General features: G+C 69.8%; 25 protein-coding genes and 1 tRNA gene. 4 read left to right on the top strand and 22 right to left on the bottom strand.

Annotated features, from left to right (window positions below):
* Window positions 1-110: 110 nt before the first annotated feature.
* From ABEE00_RS00575 to ABEE00_RS00605, 7 genes are read right to left on the bottom strand one after another with little or no spacing between them, the layout of a single operon-like run.
* Window positions 111-542, bottom strand: coding sequence for a minor capsid protein (locus tag ABEE00_RS00575; RefSeq protein ID WP_345743143.1), 432 nt, complete (start codon window positions 540-542; stop codon window positions 111-113).
* Entirely contained in the window at window positions 535-888 is a 354-nt protein-coding gene (locus ABEE00_RS00580) for a minor capsid protein (protein ID WP_345743144.1), read from the bottom strand. The genes ABEE00_RS00575 and ABEE00_RS00580 overlap by 8 nt, the downstream gene beginning before the upstream one ends.
* Window positions 885-1,208, bottom strand: coding sequence for a hypothetical protein (locus ABEE00_RS00585; protein ID WP_345743145.1), 324 nt, complete (start codon window positions 1,206-1,208; stop codon window positions 885-887). The genes ABEE00_RS00580 and ABEE00_RS00585 overlap by 4 nt, the downstream gene beginning before the upstream one ends.
* On the bottom strand, window positions 1,202-1,594 hold the full coding sequence (locus tag ABEE00_RS00590; RefSeq protein WP_345743146.1) for a hypothetical protein: 393 nt from the start codon (window positions 1,592-1,594) through the stop codon (window positions 1,202-1,204). Before ABEE00_RS00590 ends, ABEE00_RS00585 begins: the two co-directional genes overlap by 7 nt.
* 3 nt (window positions 1,595-1,597) lie before the next feature.
* Entirely contained in the window at window positions 1,598-1,891 is a 294-nt protein-coding gene (locus tag ABEE00_RS00595) for a hypothetical protein (RefSeq protein WP_345743147.1), read from the bottom strand.
* Window positions 1,892-1,903: 12 nt separating this feature from the next.
* Window positions 1,904-2,923, bottom strand: a complete 1,020-nt coding sequence (locus ABEE00_RS00600) for a major capsid protein (protein ID WP_345743148.1) — start codon at window positions 2,921-2,923, stop codon at window positions 1,904-1,906.
* A gap of 51 nt (window positions 2,924-2,974) precedes the next feature.
* Window positions 2,975-3,577 (bottom strand): hypothetical protein, encoded by a 603-nt coding sequence (locus ABEE00_RS00605; protein ID WP_345743149.1) that lies wholly within the window; start codon window positions 3,575-3,577, stop codon window positions 2,975-2,977.
* Between the two features lie 182 nt (window positions 3,578-3,759).
* Here ABEE00_RS00605 and cspE point away from each other — a divergent pair, with 182 nt between their 5' ends.
* Together cspE and ABEE00_RS00615 are read left to right on the top strand one after the other, a co-directional pair.
* Window positions 3,760-3,969, top strand: a complete 210-nt coding sequence (gene cspE / locus ABEE00_RS00610) for a transcription antiterminator/RNA stability regulator CspE (protein WP_345743150.1) — start codon at window positions 3,760-3,762, stop codon at window positions 3,967-3,969.
* Window positions 3,970-4,159: 190 nt separating this feature from the next.
* Complete coding sequence (locus ABEE00_RS00615) at window positions 4,160-4,345, top strand: DUF1918 domain-containing protein (protein WP_345743151.1); 186 nt, start codon at window positions 4,160-4,162, stop codon at window positions 4,343-4,345.
* A gap of 70 nt (window positions 4,346-4,415) precedes the next feature.
* Here the strand turns inward: ABEE00_RS00615 and ABEE00_RS00620 are convergent, their stop codons facing one another.
* The 3 genes from ABEE00_RS00620 to ABEE00_RS00630 form a co-directional block, all read right to left on the bottom strand.
* Entirely contained in the window at window positions 4,416-4,589 is a 174-nt protein-coding gene (locus ABEE00_RS00620; protein WP_345743152.1) for an Rmf/CrpP fold protein, read from the bottom strand.
* Between the two features lie 15 nt (window positions 4,590-4,604).
* Window positions 4,605-6,839 (bottom strand): phage minor capsid protein, encoded by a 2,235-nt coding sequence (locus ABEE00_RS00625; protein ID WP_345743153.1) that lies wholly within the window; start codon window positions 6,837-6,839, stop codon window positions 4,605-4,607.
* 424 nt (window positions 6,840-7,263) lie between these two features.
* Window positions 7,264-8,784 (bottom strand): phage portal protein, encoded by a 1,521-nt coding sequence (locus ABEE00_RS00630; RefSeq protein ID WP_345743154.1) that lies wholly within the window; start codon window positions 8,782-8,784, stop codon window positions 7,264-7,266.
* A gap of 44 nt (window positions 8,785-8,828) precedes the next feature.
* On the opposite strand from ABEE00_RS00630, the gene ABEE00_RS00635 reads away from it, so the two are divergent.
* On the top strand, window positions 8,829-9,374 hold the full coding sequence (locus tag ABEE00_RS00635) for a hypothetical protein (RefSeq protein ID WP_345743155.1): 546 nt from the start codon (window positions 8,829-8,831) through the stop codon (window positions 9,372-9,374).
* On the opposite strand, the gene ABEE00_RS00640 is transcribed toward ABEE00_RS00635, so the two are convergent.
* The 6 genes from ABEE00_RS00640 to ABEE00_RS00665 all read right to left on the bottom strand — a co-directional run bounded on the left by ABEE00_RS00640 (window position 9,331) and on the right by ABEE00_RS00665 (window position 12,800).
* The gene (locus ABEE00_RS00640) at window positions 9,331-10,596 is read right to left on the bottom strand and encodes a PBSX family phage terminase large subunit (RefSeq protein WP_345743156.1); all 1,266 of its coding nucleotides are present in this window, start codon (window positions 10,594-10,596) and stop codon (window positions 9,331-9,333) included. The genes ABEE00_RS00635 and ABEE00_RS00640 overlap by 44 nt on opposite strands.
* A gap of 88 nt (window positions 10,597-10,684) precedes the next feature.
* Window positions 10,685-10,758 (bottom strand) — tRNA-Met (locus ABEE00_RS00645).
* Window positions 10,759-10,835: 77 nt separating this feature from the next.
* Window positions 10,836-11,342, bottom strand: coding sequence for a helix-turn-helix domain-containing protein (locus ABEE00_RS00650; protein WP_345743157.1), 507 nt, complete (start codon window positions 11,340-11,342; stop codon window positions 10,836-10,838).
* Window positions 11,343-11,526: 184 nt separating this feature from the next.
* Entirely contained in the window at window positions 11,527-11,811 is a 285-nt protein-coding gene (locus tag ABEE00_RS00655; RefSeq protein ID WP_345743158.1) for a hypothetical protein, read from the bottom strand.
* Between the two features lie 136 nt (window positions 11,812-11,947).
* Window positions 11,948-12,232: a hypothetical protein gene (locus tag ABEE00_RS00660; RefSeq protein ID WP_345743159.1), complete on the bottom strand. Its 285-nt coding sequence runs from the start codon at window positions 12,230-12,232 to the stop codon at window positions 11,948-11,950.
* A 124-nt stretch (window positions 12,233-12,356) separates the two neighbouring features.
* On the bottom strand, window positions 12,357-12,800 hold the full coding sequence (locus tag ABEE00_RS00665; protein ID WP_345743160.1) for a hypothetical protein: 444 nt from the start codon (window positions 12,798-12,800) through the stop codon (window positions 12,357-12,359).
* 133 nt (window positions 12,801-12,933) lie between these two features.
* On the opposite strand from ABEE00_RS00665, the gene ABEE00_RS00670 reads away from it, so the two are divergent.
* Window positions 12,934-13,227 (top strand): hypothetical protein, encoded by a 294-nt coding sequence (locus ABEE00_RS00670; protein ID WP_345743161.1) that lies wholly within the window; start codon window positions 12,934-12,936, stop codon window positions 13,225-13,227.
* Window positions 13,228-13,244: 17 nt separating this feature from the next.
* On the opposite strand, the gene ABEE00_RS00675 is transcribed toward ABEE00_RS00670, so the two are convergent.
* The 6 genes from ABEE00_RS00675 to ABEE00_RS00700 form a co-directional block, all read right to left on the bottom strand.
* On the bottom strand, window positions 13,245-14,018 hold the full coding sequence (locus ABEE00_RS00675) for a hypothetical protein (protein ID WP_345743162.1): 774 nt from the start codon (window positions 14,016-14,018) through the stop codon (window positions 13,245-13,247).
* A gap of 26 nt (window positions 14,019-14,044) precedes the next feature.
* Window positions 14,045-14,407, bottom strand: coding sequence for a hypothetical protein (locus ABEE00_RS00680; protein WP_345743163.1), 363 nt, complete (start codon window positions 14,405-14,407; stop codon window positions 14,045-14,047).
* Window positions 14,404-14,649 carry a hypothetical protein gene (locus ABEE00_RS00685; RefSeq protein WP_345743164.1) on the bottom strand — a complete coding sequence of 82 codons (246 nt, stop codon included), beginning with the start codon at window positions 14,647-14,649 and terminating at the stop codon, window positions 14,404-14,406. The genes ABEE00_RS00680 and ABEE00_RS00685 overlap by 4 nt, the downstream gene beginning before the upstream one ends.
* Before the next feature lie 74 nt (window positions 14,650-14,723).
* Window positions 14,724-14,939: a hypothetical protein gene (locus tag ABEE00_RS00690; RefSeq protein ID WP_345743165.1), complete on the bottom strand. Its 216-nt coding sequence runs from the start codon at window positions 14,937-14,939 to the stop codon at window positions 14,724-14,726.
* On the bottom strand, window positions 14,936-15,634 hold the full coding sequence (locus ABEE00_RS00695; RefSeq protein WP_345743166.1) for a zinc finger domain-containing protein: 699 nt from the start codon (window positions 15,632-15,634) through the stop codon (window positions 14,936-14,938). Before ABEE00_RS00695 ends, ABEE00_RS00690 begins: the two co-directional genes overlap by 4 nt.
* Entirely contained in the window at window positions 15,634-15,930 is a 297-nt protein-coding gene (locus ABEE00_RS00700) for a hypothetical protein (RefSeq protein ID WP_345743167.1), read from the bottom strand. Before ABEE00_RS00700 ends, ABEE00_RS00695 begins: the two co-directional genes overlap by 1 nt.
* Window positions 15,931-16,516 lie beyond the last annotated feature (586 nt).

Here is a 16,516-nt window from a genome sequence, read left to right on the forward strand (position 1 = left end):
ATTCCTGACGGTAATTATTCTGCCCATCGCGGCTGGCGTCATATGGGGAGTCGCTCACGCCCGTAAGCTTGAGCGGAGAGCAAGCGCTCGCGACAAGCAAGCGTAAAGACTCACGAGAGACGCCGCGGTGACGGCGCTTCGAGGTCGAGACGGATGTTCACGACGTGTTCGTGACGACCTTTCTCGTCCGCCCCGATGGGGCTAGGCGCCGTCACCGCAGCGGCTAGAACAAGCCACACCGCGCCGGGCAGTTCGACCCCGGCGAGCCCGTGCAGTTCGGAGTAGAGCGACTCAACGCGCCGACGCGAGATGCGCGGATCGGCGGTACCGCGGCAGCGCACTTGCACACGACGCTCGTCCCAACCGTTGCGCGCGTCGACCGCTCCGGCCCCGTACAGGGAGAGGCTCACAGCCTGGTCCGGGGCGGGCGGCATGGTCTCGATGAAGCAGTCACCCGCGATGCCGGTCGGGTCGTAGGTGAGCAGCTCGTGCTTGTGCAGGTAGCGGGCGAGCGCGTCGAGGTAGTCGAGCGGCTCAACCACGCAGCGACCGCCTGACCTCGGCGGCGATCAACTCGGCGACCGTATCGGCCTGCTCATTGAGCGGGTCCTCAAGGTACTTCGCTGTACGGCCCGGATCGTGCCGGTAGCTGAGCTCTTCGTGCTGCCTCACCGCATACGGGGTGTCGTAGGAGACCGCAGCGTCGAGGCTGGACTCGTCGATAGTGGCGACGCCGGAGCGTTCGAGCGGGCCTTCGTCGAGCGGGACGCGCTCGCGGGACTTGGCGAGGACGTGCTCGGCCGCGAGCCGCAGCCCACGGGCGGCGCCCTCGTGCGTACCGCGCAGCGCAGCCTCGCCGTTCCACCGCAACCGGGTGCGCTGCGTCATTGACACATCACCTCCACGCACGCGGGCGCGGGCAACCCGGGGGCCGTGTGCTCGGCGGTTGATATGGCGGTCGCGGCGCGGCCGTCGGGCAGCGTCACGCGCGATCCGGGCGGGCATTCCAGCTCGGGGCCGGCGATCACTTGCGCGGTAGCGAGGATCTGCCGACCTTCCTTGTCGGCCACCTGCTTGCGCACGGCGGCGACCAGGGCGGGCACGGACTCGACGCGGGGCCCGTAGCGCGGGCCGTACGCGGAGTCGCCGAGATACGGCTCGACGTCGACGCGGTGCCGCAGGTACCGGCCCGGCACGCGCGTCACCACGCGTCGAACACCTCGCCCGGCAGCAGCCCAGCACGGTGCAGCCGGCGGTACGCGCGCGGGGCGAGCTCGACGCCGACGACGAGCACCGGGTCGGCCGCCGGCGCGGTCCGGCCGGACAGCGAGACGGGGCCGATAGAGACGCTGTCCCACTCCTCACCCGTGGTGATCCCGTCGCTTCCGGTGGCGAGCCACCATTCGACCTGCGCACAGATGGCGCCGACGAGGGCCTCGGCCACGCCTGGCGACGCGGCGTCATAGACGGCGGTAAGCAGGGCGGCCTCGACGTCCTCGGCGGCGCGGTCGAGCAGCAGGTCAATCTCGGGCGGGGCCGGACGTCGGCACCACGCGGCGAACTGCTCGGCGCTGACGGCGACGGTCCGGCTCACGCCTTACCCGTCCTCGGTGGTCGTCGAGGTGGTGGTCGTGGTGGCCTCGCCGGTTGCCTTGTTGCGGCGGGTGCGGGTGGTCTTGGTGACCGGCGGGGCGTCGTCGACGACGAGGACCTCGCCCTCGTCGAGGCACGGGTCGGGGTCGACGGCAACGACGGTGTACCCGTGCCGGCGCAGGAACTCGATTGCGCCCATGGGCGGGTGCGGGTGGCAGAGGGTGCCGCAGCCGTTGGCGAACGAGACGCCGGCGACGAGGCCCGTGCAGCCCACAGGGGCAGTGATCCGGTAATGCATGAACGTTTCTCCTTAACGGACGCGGATGTTGCGCAGGACGGCCGCCGCCTTGGTCGCCTTGAGTACGACGGCGACGGGGCCGAGTTCGACCTCGCCGCGCTTGACCGCGCCGGCGGTGTCGAAATCCGGGAGCCACTGGCGCACGAGCTGACCGCCGGCCGTGCTCACGCCGTGGAAGCCGTCGAGCCCGAGTCGCACGACATAGAGGTCAGACAGGCCGGGCACGGTGGCGCCGGTGCCGTCCCCGTCGGTGTCGATGACGCGGGACTCGACACCGATCACGGGATCGGAGCAGCCGGCGCGGGCGCCGAGGTCTACAAAGGGGATGCCGTTGTACTGCTCGACGGGCCGACCGAAAGCGTCTTCCGCCCTCGTGTAGTAGCCGCTCCGGCGCGCCAGGCTGCGCACGCGCGCGATGGTGCGCTTGTTGCCGAGAATCGCGCTCGGGGTGTCGTCGACGGTCGAGACGAGTTCGTCGAGCAGGTCGAGCGCCTGGTGAATCTCGGCGCGCGTGTCCATGGCCGGGCCGGTCCAGTCGGTCACTTCGCCGACGCCGAGCTCGGTCGAGCTGCCGGCGAGCGCGAAGTCGAGCCCGTCGAAACCCTGCTCGCCCATCTCGTGCTCAGGCGTACGCACCCTGATGCCGTTGATGACCTGGTCAGCGAAGAACGCCCGGGCGCTCTTGATGGTCTGCTGCATCTGAAACGTGACCTCGTTGGTTGCAGCAGGGCCCACGTTGGCGAGGACGCGGTCGATCTCGAACGCGCCCCCGAGTGGCGCCAGTTCCACGCCGTACTTCTGGCGCTTGGCCTCGGCGACGGCGTACTCGGTGTTGTACGGGCGGAAGTTGGCGGGCCGCTCGTGCACGGTGCGCAGATAGGTGTACGAGAGCGTCGCGCCGCCCCCGGCGGGGTTGACCGCGTCGTGAAAGCTCAGGTTGTCGAGCAGCCAACTCGACTTCCGGAACTCGTCGATGACGAGATGATCCAAGTCCTCAAGGGCGTTGAGGTGCGCGTCGGCGAGCGTGATCACTCAGAGTTCCCCTATTCAGTTGTTGTGCCCTATTCAGTTGTTATGCGGTTATTAGCTGAGACGTGCAGCGACGGCTTCCTGCAAGCTCTTCGGGTGCTGCTCGCCGGCTGGCGGACCGTTGAACTCCGCTCCGCCCTTCGCGGGCCCCGGGGCGGCGGCGCGGTACAGATCGGGGTCGGCCTCGACCGCGGCGGAGATGGCGGCGCCGAGCTGCTGCTCGAACTTCGGCCCGCTCGGGTCAAGCCCCGCGACGGAGTCGAGGAAACTGCGGGAGTTCAGTAGCCGATCGGCTCGCGCACCGTGCGCGCCGGCGCTCTTGTAGGCGGCGAGCTCGACCTGTGCCGTCCGCAGCTCGGCGGCGACCTGATCGAGCTGCTTGTCGCGGTCGGCCACAGCGGCGGCGAGCTGCGCGGGGTCCTGCTCGCCTGCACCCCCGTCCGGGTTGAGTGCCTTCTGCACGGCGTCGAGGGCGGCCTGCAACTGCTGTGCCTTTTCCTCCTGTTCGGTGGCGCGCTGCTCGGCCTGGGCGAGTTGCTGCTCGCCGCCCGTATCGGGAGCGGGCGGCCCAGGCGGTAGCGGGGTGGTGTGCTCGGTCGGCCCGTTGCTGTCCGGGTCGGTGGTCGGGGCGGGGGCATCGTGGGCCTCTGGGGGCATGGCAAGTCCTCCGAGCGTTCTGGGCATGGGAAAGCGTCCGTCAGGTGGGCGGGTCGTGGTTCAGCAGACGTAGGGGACCGTGAAATACGCATGGAGATCATCTCTGCCTGGCAGGATTCCGGTAGAGATGACCAGAAAGGTCCGCAGGCTGACCGCCTGTCTCCCTGAATGAAGGAGCGCGCATGGCAAAAATCAAGGGCACCGTGAAGTGGTTCAACGAGTCCAAGGGACTCGGATACATCACACCGGAGGACGGCAGTCAGGACGTCTACGCGCACTTCTCCTCGATCCAGAGCAACGGCTTCAAAACCCTTGCTGAGGGGCAGCGAGTCGAGTTCGAGGTCACGACCGGCGAGAGGGGCCGCTCGGCTGTGAACATCATCGCTTTGTAGGGCCGCGCTCGGCACCGCCCGGCCTTGCTTCTTCCGCGGGTTGGGGCGGTGCCGAGTTCCGTACCTGCCTGGGGCCTGGGCGTTGACCCACGGCGTGTCCGGTGCAGGGATCGGGTTGCTGATGACATCAAGCCGTAGTCGGATCAGGGAAAGCCAAGGCAACAACTGAGATAAAGGGAGCCGCGCATATATGCGTGCAAACGTCGGTGACCGGATTTTGCTTCACAGCCGTGCGGTTGGGCTACAGGGCCGCGAATTCGAGGTCGTCGAGGTCCGTGGGGCGGAAGGAGCGCCGCCCTACCTGGTGAGGTATCCCGACGGGCATGAGGGTCTGGTTTTCCCAGGCCCTGATTGCGTCGTCCAGCCCAAGGAATAATTCACCGGGGCGTAGTAGCGCATGGTCTGCCCCTCTGGGGTCAGACCATGCGCGATCCCCCGGACAAGCCTTAGCTGTCGGCCTCGTGCGGCAGACGCGCAGTCTTCGCGTATCCGCGCACCCACGCGGCCCACTCAGGCGAACGGATCGGGTACGGACAGCTCGTCGGCTCGGTCCCTCCGCGGCCGGCTGCGGCGCCAGCGTTCAGCGCGCGCACGAGGCGCTCGCGGGGCTGCTCGGCCACGGATGCCCCCTTCAACTACAGGTCGTTGTCGCGCTCGTTACGGGCGCGGCGCGCGGTCTCAGCGGCATCGCTGCGCATTCCGGCTACCTGCTCGGTGAACTCAGCAAGCGTAATGCGCGGATGATCCGCCCACCAGCGTTTGAGTTCCTCGCTCGCGCGAGCGTAGGCGACGTGCGCCGGACCTGAGAACAAGCTCAACGGGTGGACGCCGTCGGCCTCAGCGCGGCGGCTGAGCAGCTCCCCTCGTAGCGCGTCCTCGGCTTCGAGGAACTGCCGGAACACGTGCTCGCGGTACATCTCGCGTACCTGCTCGCGGCTGTAGGCGGAGCGCTGCGCCTGCTGCGCCTCTTCCTGCTCGGCGATCCATCGCTCGGTTCGCGACATCCCCACGAACCGGTCGGGCTCGTCGTCGAACGCCAGCCACCCCCACTCATCCGGAGACGGCACGGGGGCGAGTGTCTCGTCGACGAGGCGACGGTCGGCGAGCAGGTCCTCGACGGGGTCACCGGTCCGCGGCAGCTCGGGCGGCTGCACCGGATACCGGCGGTCGATCTCGGCCGCGATGCGTTCGGCCTCGGCCGCGGTCGCGTAGGGAACGGCCCAGCCGAGCACCTCGTCGTCGACCTCGTCGAGCCGCTCGGCAAGCCGCCCGCCGGGGAACAGCTCGGCGAGGATCTGCCGCCGGTCGGCCTCGGCCGCGAGCTGGGCGAGCTCGACCTCGTCGCTGGCGTGGCGCACCCGGGCGGCGAGGTCCTGCTCGGACAACTCGACCAGGTCGCGCCGCACGCGGGGGAGTTGGGCGGCGACGTCGCGCCGGTCGAGCTCGGCGGCGACGGTGAGCACCTGGCCGTCGTCGAGGTGCGGCAGCACGCGGGCGAGCTCGCGGTCGCTGTAGGGGGTGAGGTCGTGTTCGAGCTGTCCGCCGGGGCGGACGCGGTCGAGTAGGGCCTGCTCGTCGCGACGGTCGAGCTCGCGGGCGGCGCGGTCGAGGTCGCGCTCGTCCGGGATGCCCGAGCCGATCGCGTCGCCGAGCTGCTGCTCGTTCATCTCGGCCGGGGTGTGCGCGTCGCCGGCGCGCAGCCGCGCCGCTTCAACCGCCTCGGCCGGTGCCTCGGTGCGCTGCGGGGGAAGGTCGCCCGCGCCGATCTGCTCGCGCTGCCGCTTGCGCCGGTGCCCGGGGTTCTCGGCGAGGTGCTCGCGCATCCTGCCCTGCCAGGTGCGCACCTTCGCCTCGGCCGCGCGCTTCGCCTCGGGCGTGGTCGCCGCGGCGGCGCGCTTCTTGTGCTTGCGGATGTTGCGCTCTATGGCGCGTTGCCGCTGCGTGGCCTCATAGCCCGAACCGTCCGAGCGCATCGGCGGAATGAGGCTGGTCACGCCCGGGATGTAGGCCGAGACGGAGTGGCGGCAGTTGGGGTGTTGGAAGCCGGCGAGCCGCGCCTCGTCGAGGCTGCCCTGCACCACCACGCGCAGCATTTCCCCGTCGTGGGTGGCGTGTTCGAGCTCGACCGTGCGGCGCCCATCCGGGCCACTGATGGACAGTAGCTTTCCTTCCCAGGGGCGGCAGAGCGGGCACTCGCGCGGCGCGTTCGAGGCGAGCACGTAGTCGAGGCCGGCCTCAGTCAGCGTGCGAGTGTGCCCCTCGATCGCAGCGCGGGCCGTCGAGGTGCGCACGGCCATTTCCGCGTACGAGGTGAGTTGCCAGCGCCGGCCGGCCCGGTCGGTGAAACCCGAGATCCCGCGGTCAGCAAACGCGCGCATGGCGTCTTGCGTGGCCTGCCGACGCGTGCCCGTACCGAGCAGCGGCGTTGCCGTCACCCGCGCGACGACGTCCCGGTACCCGTCAACCACGGCCCGCAGAATCCCGCGGTGCGTGGCAGTCACCAACTGCACTGCCTCCGCCGCGAGTCTGTCCACAGCCTGTGCATTCGGCGTCACCTCGTCGACGAGTCGCCGCTCATGATCAGGCAGCGCGCCGAGCTCGGCCACGGCCGCACGATGCCCCCTGTTGTAGGAATCGGCGACCACGTCAAAAACCTCAAGCGTCACCGCGCGGCCGAGCTCGTCGACGACGCGCTGCGACGCACGCCGAAGCGGTTGGATCGCAGCGAGCTTGCGCTGTGCCCAACCCGGAGCCTCGTGCCCGGCGGCCAACTGCCGCGCCATGATGCCGAGCAGCCGTTCCTCGGCATCCGCGTACAGGTCCCGCACGCCGGTCGACAAATCTTCCACTAGCTCAGGGGAGGTGGGCATGTACCCCCTCCCATTTTTATTTATGCGTCAACTAAAAGAATGTGGGAAATGGAGTTCCCGGAACTTTTTTCGCTAGGTTGACTAACTGGGTGAAATGGAATCAAGTGGCAGGTTTCGAATAATGAAACCAGTCACTCTCACCCCCGGATGGGTGCAGCGTAGACGTGGTGCCAACTCCGTCTATGACCTGCACCTTCGTACCTTAGAAGGCAATCGAGAATACAGCGGTTTGGAGAGTTGTGCAACAGAGTGCGCGCATTCCTCGTGCCTGGCGGCGGAGATCGCTAGATAGTCTTCTTCCATGGGAATTGATTTGACTGGAGTCTTTGCTTCGGGGCTTCCGCTGCTCATGGGCGTCATGGCGCTGATCCTCTTGGTGGCGCTGGCGCACCCGATTCCAGAGGTAAGAGCCCGTGCGGAACGTCTACTTCGGATTGTCTTTAGGGTCGAGTAGCGAGGCGTTCGCACCCAGAGACCGGGCCTGTAGCGGGTCGGCGGGCACGCCGGTGCCGAAGTCCTCGCGGATGCGCTCGACCTCGGCCTGCACCTGATCGTCGTCCCAGTCCGGGTGCAGGATGCGCACGCGGGTGTCGATGCTTGCGGCCTCGGCCTGCGTGAGCAGGGAGAGGGTCTGTGCAGTGGTCTGCGGGTCCTCGCTGACGGAGTCGCCGAACTCGATCGCTGGCCGCTCGTCGACGGCTACGCGGGAGAAGCCCAACGCCCGGTCGAGGCGCAGCATCACGTGCAGCATGTCGGCGACCGCTGGCGCCCAGTACCGCGCCTTCACGTCCCGCGTGATCATGCTGCGGCGTTCGCGAGCGGTGACCTCGGTTGCGGTCACGGCCGGCGCGTCGCCGAGCCCGAAGGTCTGCGCGGAGTAGCCGGCACTCTGCGTCGCCTGCCGCACGATCGCCTCGGCGCTGCTGCTGTGCTCCTGCACGCGGATGCCGAACTGCGCCAACGTGATACCGGCGTTCCCGGCCTCGGTAGGCGGGATGTTGAGCTGCTGCCAAATCTCCCGGTCGGCGTCGAAGTTGGCGCCTTGACCGGGTCCGTTGTCGCGCAGGTAGCCGGTGGGAACGATCAGCCGGGCGCGGGCGAGGCGGATGTCGCGCATCCAGCTCGACCACACGTCGTCGAGCGCGTCGAACAGGTCGTGAATTGGCACTGCATAGTCGCTGCGGCCCAGAGGTGAGCCGCGGCGCTGCCGGTTGGGCTTGAGGTTGGGCACGTAAGCCGCAGTCAGCGCGTCGGGCAGACCGGTCTCGATGGCGTCGCCATCCGGGCCGAGGGAGTCGGCGAGATTGGCGACGTCGGGGTGCTCGGTCAGCGGCACGCGCATGCCGAGGCGTTCGCGGTCGCCCTGGTAGAGCCCATGCAGGATCACCCCGGGCTCGTGTCGCTCAAGATGACGCCATACCGTCACACTGTCGCTCGCCAGCTCGTGCCAGAACGTGACAGCCCGCAGCAGCCCGAACCGAAACTCAGGCACCGCCGAGTCGGCGTGCACCACCGTGAGCAGCGGACGCGCGGCAAGCTGCGCATCCCACGTCACCCGCAGGAACACCCCGCCCAACGCGGCACCCACCTCGGCCGCCTCCAGCAGCGTGTTTGCGGCGCCGCTTGCTTCGGTGAGCTCGTCGAGGCGCTGCTGCGTCGCCGAGTCCTCAACGGTGAACACCGGCGGCTCACTGAACAGCAGCGCTGCCGAGGTGTTCGCGATGTCCGCGGCGAGAGGGACGTGCAGGCGGGTATCGCTCTGCCCCTGCTGCGGGCGTCGCCCCCAGAAACAGCGCTTACCGTCCGTGCGGACCTGCTCGCGGCCGTACACACGCGCCAGGCGGTCACGGTCGCCGCTGTACCAGGCGTCATCAACCTGCATGGCGCGGTATTCGGTGGCGAACGCGGGCGGCGGCCACGGGGCGCCGTTCTCAGGCAGCGGCACTGCGGATCACCTTCCTTCGCTGACCGGCAGGCAACATGGCGCGTATGGATCAGGGGACAGCGGCCGTCCTGGGGGCGGGAGTTGGCGTCATTGGCACCATCGGCTCGGCGTACTTGGGATACGCCGCGGCTCGTTGGCAAGTACGGGATCAAGGGAGGGTCGACCACGGGAGCAAGCTGCGTGAAGAGCGCATCAACGCCTACGGCGCGTTCTTGAACGCAGCACAGTCCATCGACGATGACCTGCAAGAGGTCTACAGACAGGTCATCGACTTCGTCCGGGGTGAGGGGCCAGCGCCAGACTGGGCGGCTCAGCAGAGCCGCCTCGACGAGATCATGTCGGCTCTTGAGGACCTCAAGAGACTGAACACACGCGTAGCTATGGCCGGACCGAAAGCAGTAGTTAAGGCAGGGCAGTTGGTCAGCGGCTCCCTTGTCGCTCGCATCATGTCGTTGCGCATCCTCTGTGACGAGACGACGGTGCCGCGGCATTGGGAACGCGATCACGACCGATTCGGCATGCGGGCCTACGAGAGGCGAGCTCAGTTCACGGACGAGGTCCGCTCAGTGCTGGAGACCCCGCCGCTGTGAGCAGGTGGCGCCATTCGTGCGAGGTGGAGTGCACGGCATAGCGCAGCGCGTCGACGCTGTGATCGTCGCGCTTGATCGGCTTGTCTTCGCCCTTCTCGGACGCGTCCGGGTCCCATGCGTACGCGGGCAGCTCATCGAGCAGGCCGGCGCACGAGCGGTGGACGCGCAGCAGCCCGGAGTCGAGGGTGGTCGCGGTGCTGCGGATGCCGTCGAGCACGTCGTTATGGGCGCGGGCGACGCCGGGGTGCCCATCCGCCCAGAGCTGCGCAATGAAGCTCGCGGCCGAGGGGTCGACGAACGTCCACTCGGGCTCGACGTCGCGCTCGCGCAGCCATGACCGGATACGGGCGCTGTACTGCGCGTCAGTCAACTGCCGATGCGTGACGCGTGAATCCCAGCGCCATTCAGCCTCGGCGTACAGCCGGTCATCGGCGCCGAGCCCGAGCAGCACGGCCGAGGTGGCGTTCGTCGTGCCGTAGTCGATGCCCACCCACCGGCGCCGCATCTCGGGCACCTCGTCGACGACGTGCTCGGCCTCGTCGAACATGTCGAAGATCGCGCCCTCAGCGACCACCCACGCCCCGTCGATCATCCGCCGGCGCCACAGCCCGACGTATTCGGCGCGCAACGCTTCAACGTACGCCTCGGGCAGCGACGGGTTATCGGTGAGCGCGAAGTGCCACGACTTGAGGTCGAGTTCGCCTTCGCGGTCGAGATAGCCGAGCTTGAGCCAATGCCGCGGCGAATCCGGGTTCGTGGTGGCGAGCAGCCGTGCCCCGGGCACGGAGAGGCGGGCGAGGAGCTGCGTCCAAAATGCCTCGGGCAGCAGGGTTGCCTCGTCGACGTAGGCGAGCGAGGCCGTGAGCCCGCGCAGCCGGCCCTCGGCCCGCGCGTCGGCGGCGCCGATCAGGTGCACGGTGCGGCCGAGCACTGTCGCCGTGGTGGCACCGCGCGTGTGCCGTACCTGCTTGGCGACTGGCCCGAACAAGTCGGGATCTTGGAGTGGTTCGAAGATGTTCCGCTCGATGGTCTGTAGCGACCTGCCCACAGCGAGGATGAGCCCGGACGGCGGGGCCGTGGCGATGGCCAGCAGCCATGCCAGCAGTGAGGCAATCGTCTTCCCCGATCGCACCGCACCGTGCCATAGGCAGACACGCGCTTCCGCCTGCGCAATGCTGCGCAACTGCTTACGGGAGAGCGGCAACCAGCCGGGGTCCAGCACGCTGACCACACCCCCGCTCTGCGATCTGTCCGAGACGGGGCCAGGCACGAGAAAACCCCCGGCCCATAGGCCAGGGGCTTCCATCGAGTAGCGGGGACAGGATTTGAACCTGCGACCTCTGGGTTATGAGCCCAGCGAGCTACCGAGCTGCTCCACCCCGCGTCGATGAACCCCACCCTACGGCATGCACTGCGGTGTCGACGCACGTCACGGCCGGTGCCGGGCCTCGTTGGACGGGCCTACTCCCCGTCACTGTCGTCGGCGAACGCGTCGCGAATCCCGCGGGCAAGGTCGGTGAGCATCGAACGCACCTCGGCGGCGCCCTGGTTGGCGTCGATCTCGGCGAGCCGCGCAGCGCTGCTTAGGTACGAGCTGAGCGCCTGGGCATGGTGGCGCTCATCCTGCGCCGGCGGATCATCGGTCGTGATCTTCCGGGCGCGGCCGTCGGGCAGCAACTCGACGCGCACGTACGCCCCGGCCTCGACCCGGTCGAGGTTCGCAGCGGCCCGTGCGTGGAGACGGGCGACGAGCTGCTGCCGCTGCTCGGCGAGGTCGAGTGTCCGTGCCTCGGTTGCCGGGGCAACGCGGGCGCCGCCCTCGAACCGCAGGCCTTCCTCGCGTGCGATGCGCGAGATGGTCGAGGCAGAGCGGCCTAGCGCGCGGGCGATCTCGTTACGGGGCTCCCCGGCGGCGTGCCTGCGGCGCACCTCGTCGTGCTCGGCTTCGGTGACCGGCCGACGGGCCATGGGCGGTCACCTCCCGGGCGCAGACGAGCGCCCGCCACGACGGGGGAGGCATGGCGGGCGCTCAGGCATATCAAGTTAGGGGCGGCGCACCGTTTTTGGGCACGCTGGATGCGCCGCCGACACTAAGGCAGGTTGTTATCGAATCGCAACCTGCATTGCTACCTTGCGCACGGGCCCGCGCCGGTCAGCCACCAGTTGCGGCCTGCACGCCTCTGTCGCACGCATCGCATGCATCGAGCTGAAACCGCGGCTGTGGCCACTGAGCAGGATTGGGATGGATGTACTGCTCCATGCCGCGCGTCGGTCGCCCGCACACTGTTTCCGCCTCCTCCCAAGTCCGCCCCCACGGATCTGGCCACACCACGGCGTGAACGTCGCCTGCATCAAAGAAGCCGTGAATGTAATTGCTCTCCCCGAAAGTGGGTTCGCGCTCAGCATGGGTCTTGATGGCAGTTGCGTAGCTCGTCACGCCTTCGACGGTATGGAGGGGGACGTGCGACGGCCATACTGCTGCGCCACCGGAGGGACATAGGACGGTGCTCGGTGGCTGTCCGACGCCATGCCCGAGCGTGTGAAGTTGGCCGGAGACGATGTCGGGCAAGCTGTCATACGTGCTGGTCAGTGCGCCGGACAGTGTCATACGCAGCCAGGTTGGCGGACTGGATCACGGGCGGGGCGCCCTCGGGGTAGCCGCCCATGTCCCACGCTGCGCGGTGGATGTCGGCCAGCAGTGCGACGGCGTCGCGGATGGCGTCGGACGCGGTGATGCCGCATCGCATGAGTGCGACGAGGTCGGCATGCAGGTTCTCGTCCACGCGCACGCTCGCGCGCTTGCCGACCGCGGGCGGGCCGTGCTGTGGCCGCTCGTCGTTAGGGTTGGCCGTAGCCATGGTGGGGTTTGCTCCCTCGGTGGTCAGGCCCGTCCCGGTGGTGGAGTCACCGCGTGGCGGGCCGCTTGCATTACGGGGGCGCCCGCCCCGCGTAGCGCGAGCGGGCGCCGGGTGCCGGTAGCAGTCAGCCGAAGAGGGCGCCCTGCTCGCCCTCGCTCTCGTCGAGGACGAACAGCACGTCATCGCTAGTCGCTGGCGCTGCTGCGATCCAGCCGCCGCGCCACGTGCCGTCGTCGGCCTCGGCCTGCTCGATCACGGCGACGGTGTCATGCAGCTCCGCCTCGCTGGTGTCGGCCTGCTCGGTGACGGTGGACTGCTCGGGGTGCGCGATGTGCACGCCGTAGCGGTTGGCGCGGTCGAGGCAGCGCGTGCAGGTGGGTTCGGCGTTGAGGTGCTCGGCTTCCAGCTCGTAGAAGTCGACGGCCGGGCGACACAGTGCGTCGCCCGCTTCGCGGTGCAGGCGCCCGGCGTGCAGGGGCTGGTCGAGCACGATGTGCTGCGCACGTTCGGCCTGTTCGGTGCCTTGGTGCGGGTGGGATGAGCGGCTCACGTGGGCCGTGACGTTCATGGGGTTTGCTCCCTGTCAGTCGGTGGTGCGTCGCCGGGTGGAGTCCGGCCACGCACCACCATTTCTAGGGGTCCTATAAATCTACGTCAAGGCCCCCTAGAAAAAGATCTTGGGAAAGCCGTAGCCTGCTGCCATGACCGAGACACCCGACCCCGACGACGCACGCGCCGCCCTACGGGCCCGGATGGCTGACCACGTCGATGCCGCCCTCGCCTGCCTCGACGAGATCAGCGACCCGGTTGAGCGGGAACTCGCCGCCCGCGTGCTCGCCGACGACCTACTGCCGACGGCGAGCCGACGGGTCAAAGCCGTACGACAGGAAGCCGTTCAAGAACTGCGCGAGGGCCAGGGCATGAAGCTGCGCGAAGTTGCCGAGCTATACAAGCTCTCCATCGGCCGCGTAGACCAGCTCGCCAAGGGCCGGTAACCGCAAGGCGCTACGGATCACGCCGCCCGTGCACTCGCGCGCTGCTGCGCAGTGTCGAGCGCGGTCACTAGGGCGGGCAGCGCGTGCCACTCCCACACTCGCCGGCCGCAGTAGTTGTGCGGTACGGGCGCGGTGCAGCTCGGCCCGGTCGAGCAGGTGACCGTCGGCGGCTCGTCAGGGCCGGTGTGCAGCAGCAGCTCGCCGCCGCACCACGGGCACGGACGCTCGGGCACGGGCACGGTGCGCTCATCGAGGCCCAACGCGCGCAGCACGCGCCCCTCCGCGGCACGGGCGACGCGGTGCGCCTCGTGCAGCAGGTGCTCGGGCAGGGGCAGGAACGGCGACTCGTCGAGGGTGCCGTCGAGCTGCTGCTCGGGCTCGGTGTCCTCGTCCAGCACACGGCCCTCGACGAACAGCGCGGCCCAGTGCAGCCCATGCGCCCGGGACCCAGGCCCTGTTGGGCTGCGGTAATTCCACCGCCGCGGGTGGTCGAGGGGTGCGCGCTGCACCGCGGCGGCGAGGGTGTCGGCCAGGTCGAACACCGCCTGCTCGACGAACAGCCCAGCGTCGAGGGCGTCGAGGTTCGCCGGTGCCGGATGCTCCCGCAACACCAGCGGGGCCCGCTCGACGAGCGGCTCGTCGTCCACCGGCCGCATAGTGTGCACGAGTTGGCGCGGCGGCCACGGCTCCGCGGGCGGCGTATCAATCGCGAGCATCAGCTCGCCCCACTGCTTACGAACGGTGTGCAGCGCGGCGGCGGTCTCACGGCGAACGGTGTCGGAGTTCGGCATAGGGCGCGGGTCCTCCCCTTGTCACATCAGTGGTCGCACGGCGCGTGCTGCTGCTCGGTGCGCGCTGCGCGGGCCTCGTCCACTTCGGCACGGTGGCGTCGCCGCTCGGCGAGCACTTCACGGGCGAGCTGGTCGCGGTCGGCCTCGATCTCCCGTATCGCTTCCTCGGCCGCATCGAGCCTGTGCTGTGCACGGCGCACCGCGGCCTGCTGCCCGCCGGCGGACCGGCGCGCGGTGTCGGCGTCGTCGAGCTCGGCCTCGACCAGGGCCCGCAGCCGCGCAGCCTCGGCGGGAGTGAGCACGCCGCGTTCGGCGCGGGCGAGCAGCGCGAGCAGGGTCTCGCGGCGCTCGGTGCGCGCGGTCGTCGTCGCCTTCCTGCGCGGGCTCATGCGAACCCCAGCGTCCGGCGTGCCACGGCGCCCGCCTCGGTCTGCTCGGCCTCGGGCGTGAGGGCGTAGGAGACGACGAGCTCGCCGCCCACCTGGCGCACGGTCGCCTCGGTGAGCGGGCGGCCGTCGGCGCGCAGCGCGCCGCGGGCGGTGTCGAGTAGCTCGGCCACGGCCGTCAACGGGGCGGGCAGGTGCAGGGCGTACTCGACGAGGCGGCGGTGTCGGATCGGTACAGCAGACAAGCGGTGTTCCTCCGAAATCTGGATTCGGTCTCGCGCGCGCATGGGCGGCGCATCGACCGGTCGCTCGGTGCCGCTCAGGACGGCGGCTCGTCGGTGTGCGTGGGTGGCTGCGGGGCCGGGGGCGGAGTGAGGGTCACGCCCTGCTCGGCGAGGGCGGCGAGGAGGTGCTCGGCGTCCTGCTGGGCGGCCGGATCGACTGGGTGTGCGGTCGGGTCGTAGGCGGTGGGGTGCAGGTCGTGCAGCGCTCCGGCGACGAGGGCGAGCACGGCCGCAGAGACGGGCGGCGTCATCCGCGCTTGGCCTGGGCTGCCTCCGTGCGGGAGGGGTGTGGCTCGCGGTGCGCGCTGCCGGTGGCGGCGCCATTGGGCGCGACGCGGCGGGAGCGGCACGGCTTGCCCACGTGGGCCCCGCACCAGCCGCACGGCACGCTCAGCGGGTCGGGACGGCCGGCAGTGAGGCGGACCTCGCGCTCCGCCCGTCGCGGCCGGTAAGCGGCGAGCTGCTCACGGACCCGTGCGGGTATCGGTGAGCCGACGTCGGCGAGGCGCGCGGTGACCGTGGACTGCGGCCCGCCGGAGGTGAGTTGGCGGTGCGTGGTCGGCGCTGCCTGCCCGGCGGCAACCGCGTGACGGGTCGCGAGCAGTTCGGCACGCCATGCCCGCTCGTTGTCCGGGTCGGCGCTCGGGGTGGGGTCGGTGTGCCGGTCCATGACGGTCGCGCGGTGGCGGGCCCAGGCGGCGAGCAGGTGGTGCGGGTCGATGGCGTAGTAGCGGGCGGAGTTGTCGCCGCGCTGTTCGTAGTAGCGGCGTACGACGTGGGTGGCGTCCCAACTGCCGTCCGGCGCCACGGCGGGCACATCGGTGAGGGCCTCGGTCCATCGGCCGATGGCGTGGGCGGCGCGCTGCTGGTCGGCGACCACGCGGCCGATCCGGCTGTCGAGCGCTCCTGCGTAGTTGAGCAGGGCGGCGACCTCGCGGCGGTTCATCAGGTGTTCTCCTGTTCCTCAAGCAGGCGCAGGCCGGCGAGCAGGGAGTCGGTGTGTGAGGCGGGCGGCGAGGCGCGGCTGCGGAGCGGGACGACGTTCCCGGCGGCGCCGACAGCGGGGTCGGCGGGCGGGTGTGCGGGGGAGTGGTCGAGGTCGCCCCAGACCTTGAGCCAGTACCGGGCGGACTTGGGCGAGTCGCCGGGGGCGGTGCGGTGTGCGGCGAGTTCGACGAGGCGCTCGATGCCGTGCTGCTCGACGAGCCGGTATACGTCGCGCTGCTCGCCGAGGCCGAGCATCCACCGCACCTCGACACCGGCGGCGACCAGCGCGTCGGCGAGCGGGCGAAGTTCCGCGATGACCGCGGAGCGGCTCGTGCGCGCGGGCGCGTGCGGCTGCTGCTCTTCTAGAAGAAGAGAGCTGCTGTTCTGGGGTCCGGTTCTCGGACCCCCCGGGGTGTCGTTCTCGGACCCCCGGGGTCTCGTTTCCGTACCCCCCGGATCCGGATTCCGTACCCCCTCGGGGGTCTGGTTTCCGGACCCCGGGGGTCCGGGTTCCGCACCGGGGGTCTCGTTTTCGGACCGGTCCGGGATCTGTACCGGTCCGGATTCCGGACCCCCTTGCGAGGCCGTGTCCGCCTCGGCGCGCACGTGCCCGACGGCGTGCGGCAGCCGGTAGCACCTCTCCCCGCGCGGCCCCGTCCTGCCCTGGACGAGCTCCAACTCGCCCGAGGCGAGGAGTCGGTCAACCGCAGTGATGACCGAAGAGCGGGCGGCGTTCGTGCGCCGCACGAGCATTGCGGTACCGGCGTAGGCGACGCACCGCTCGTCACGGCACCTGTCCGCGATCGCGAGCAGCACCGTACGGGCGACGCCCTTGGAAGCG

Origin of the sequence: Streptomyces odontomachicola (genome assembly GCF_039605595.1) — a bacterium.
Classification (GTDB): Bacteria; Actinomycetota; Actinomycetes; order Streptomycetales; family Streptomycetaceae; genus Streptomyces.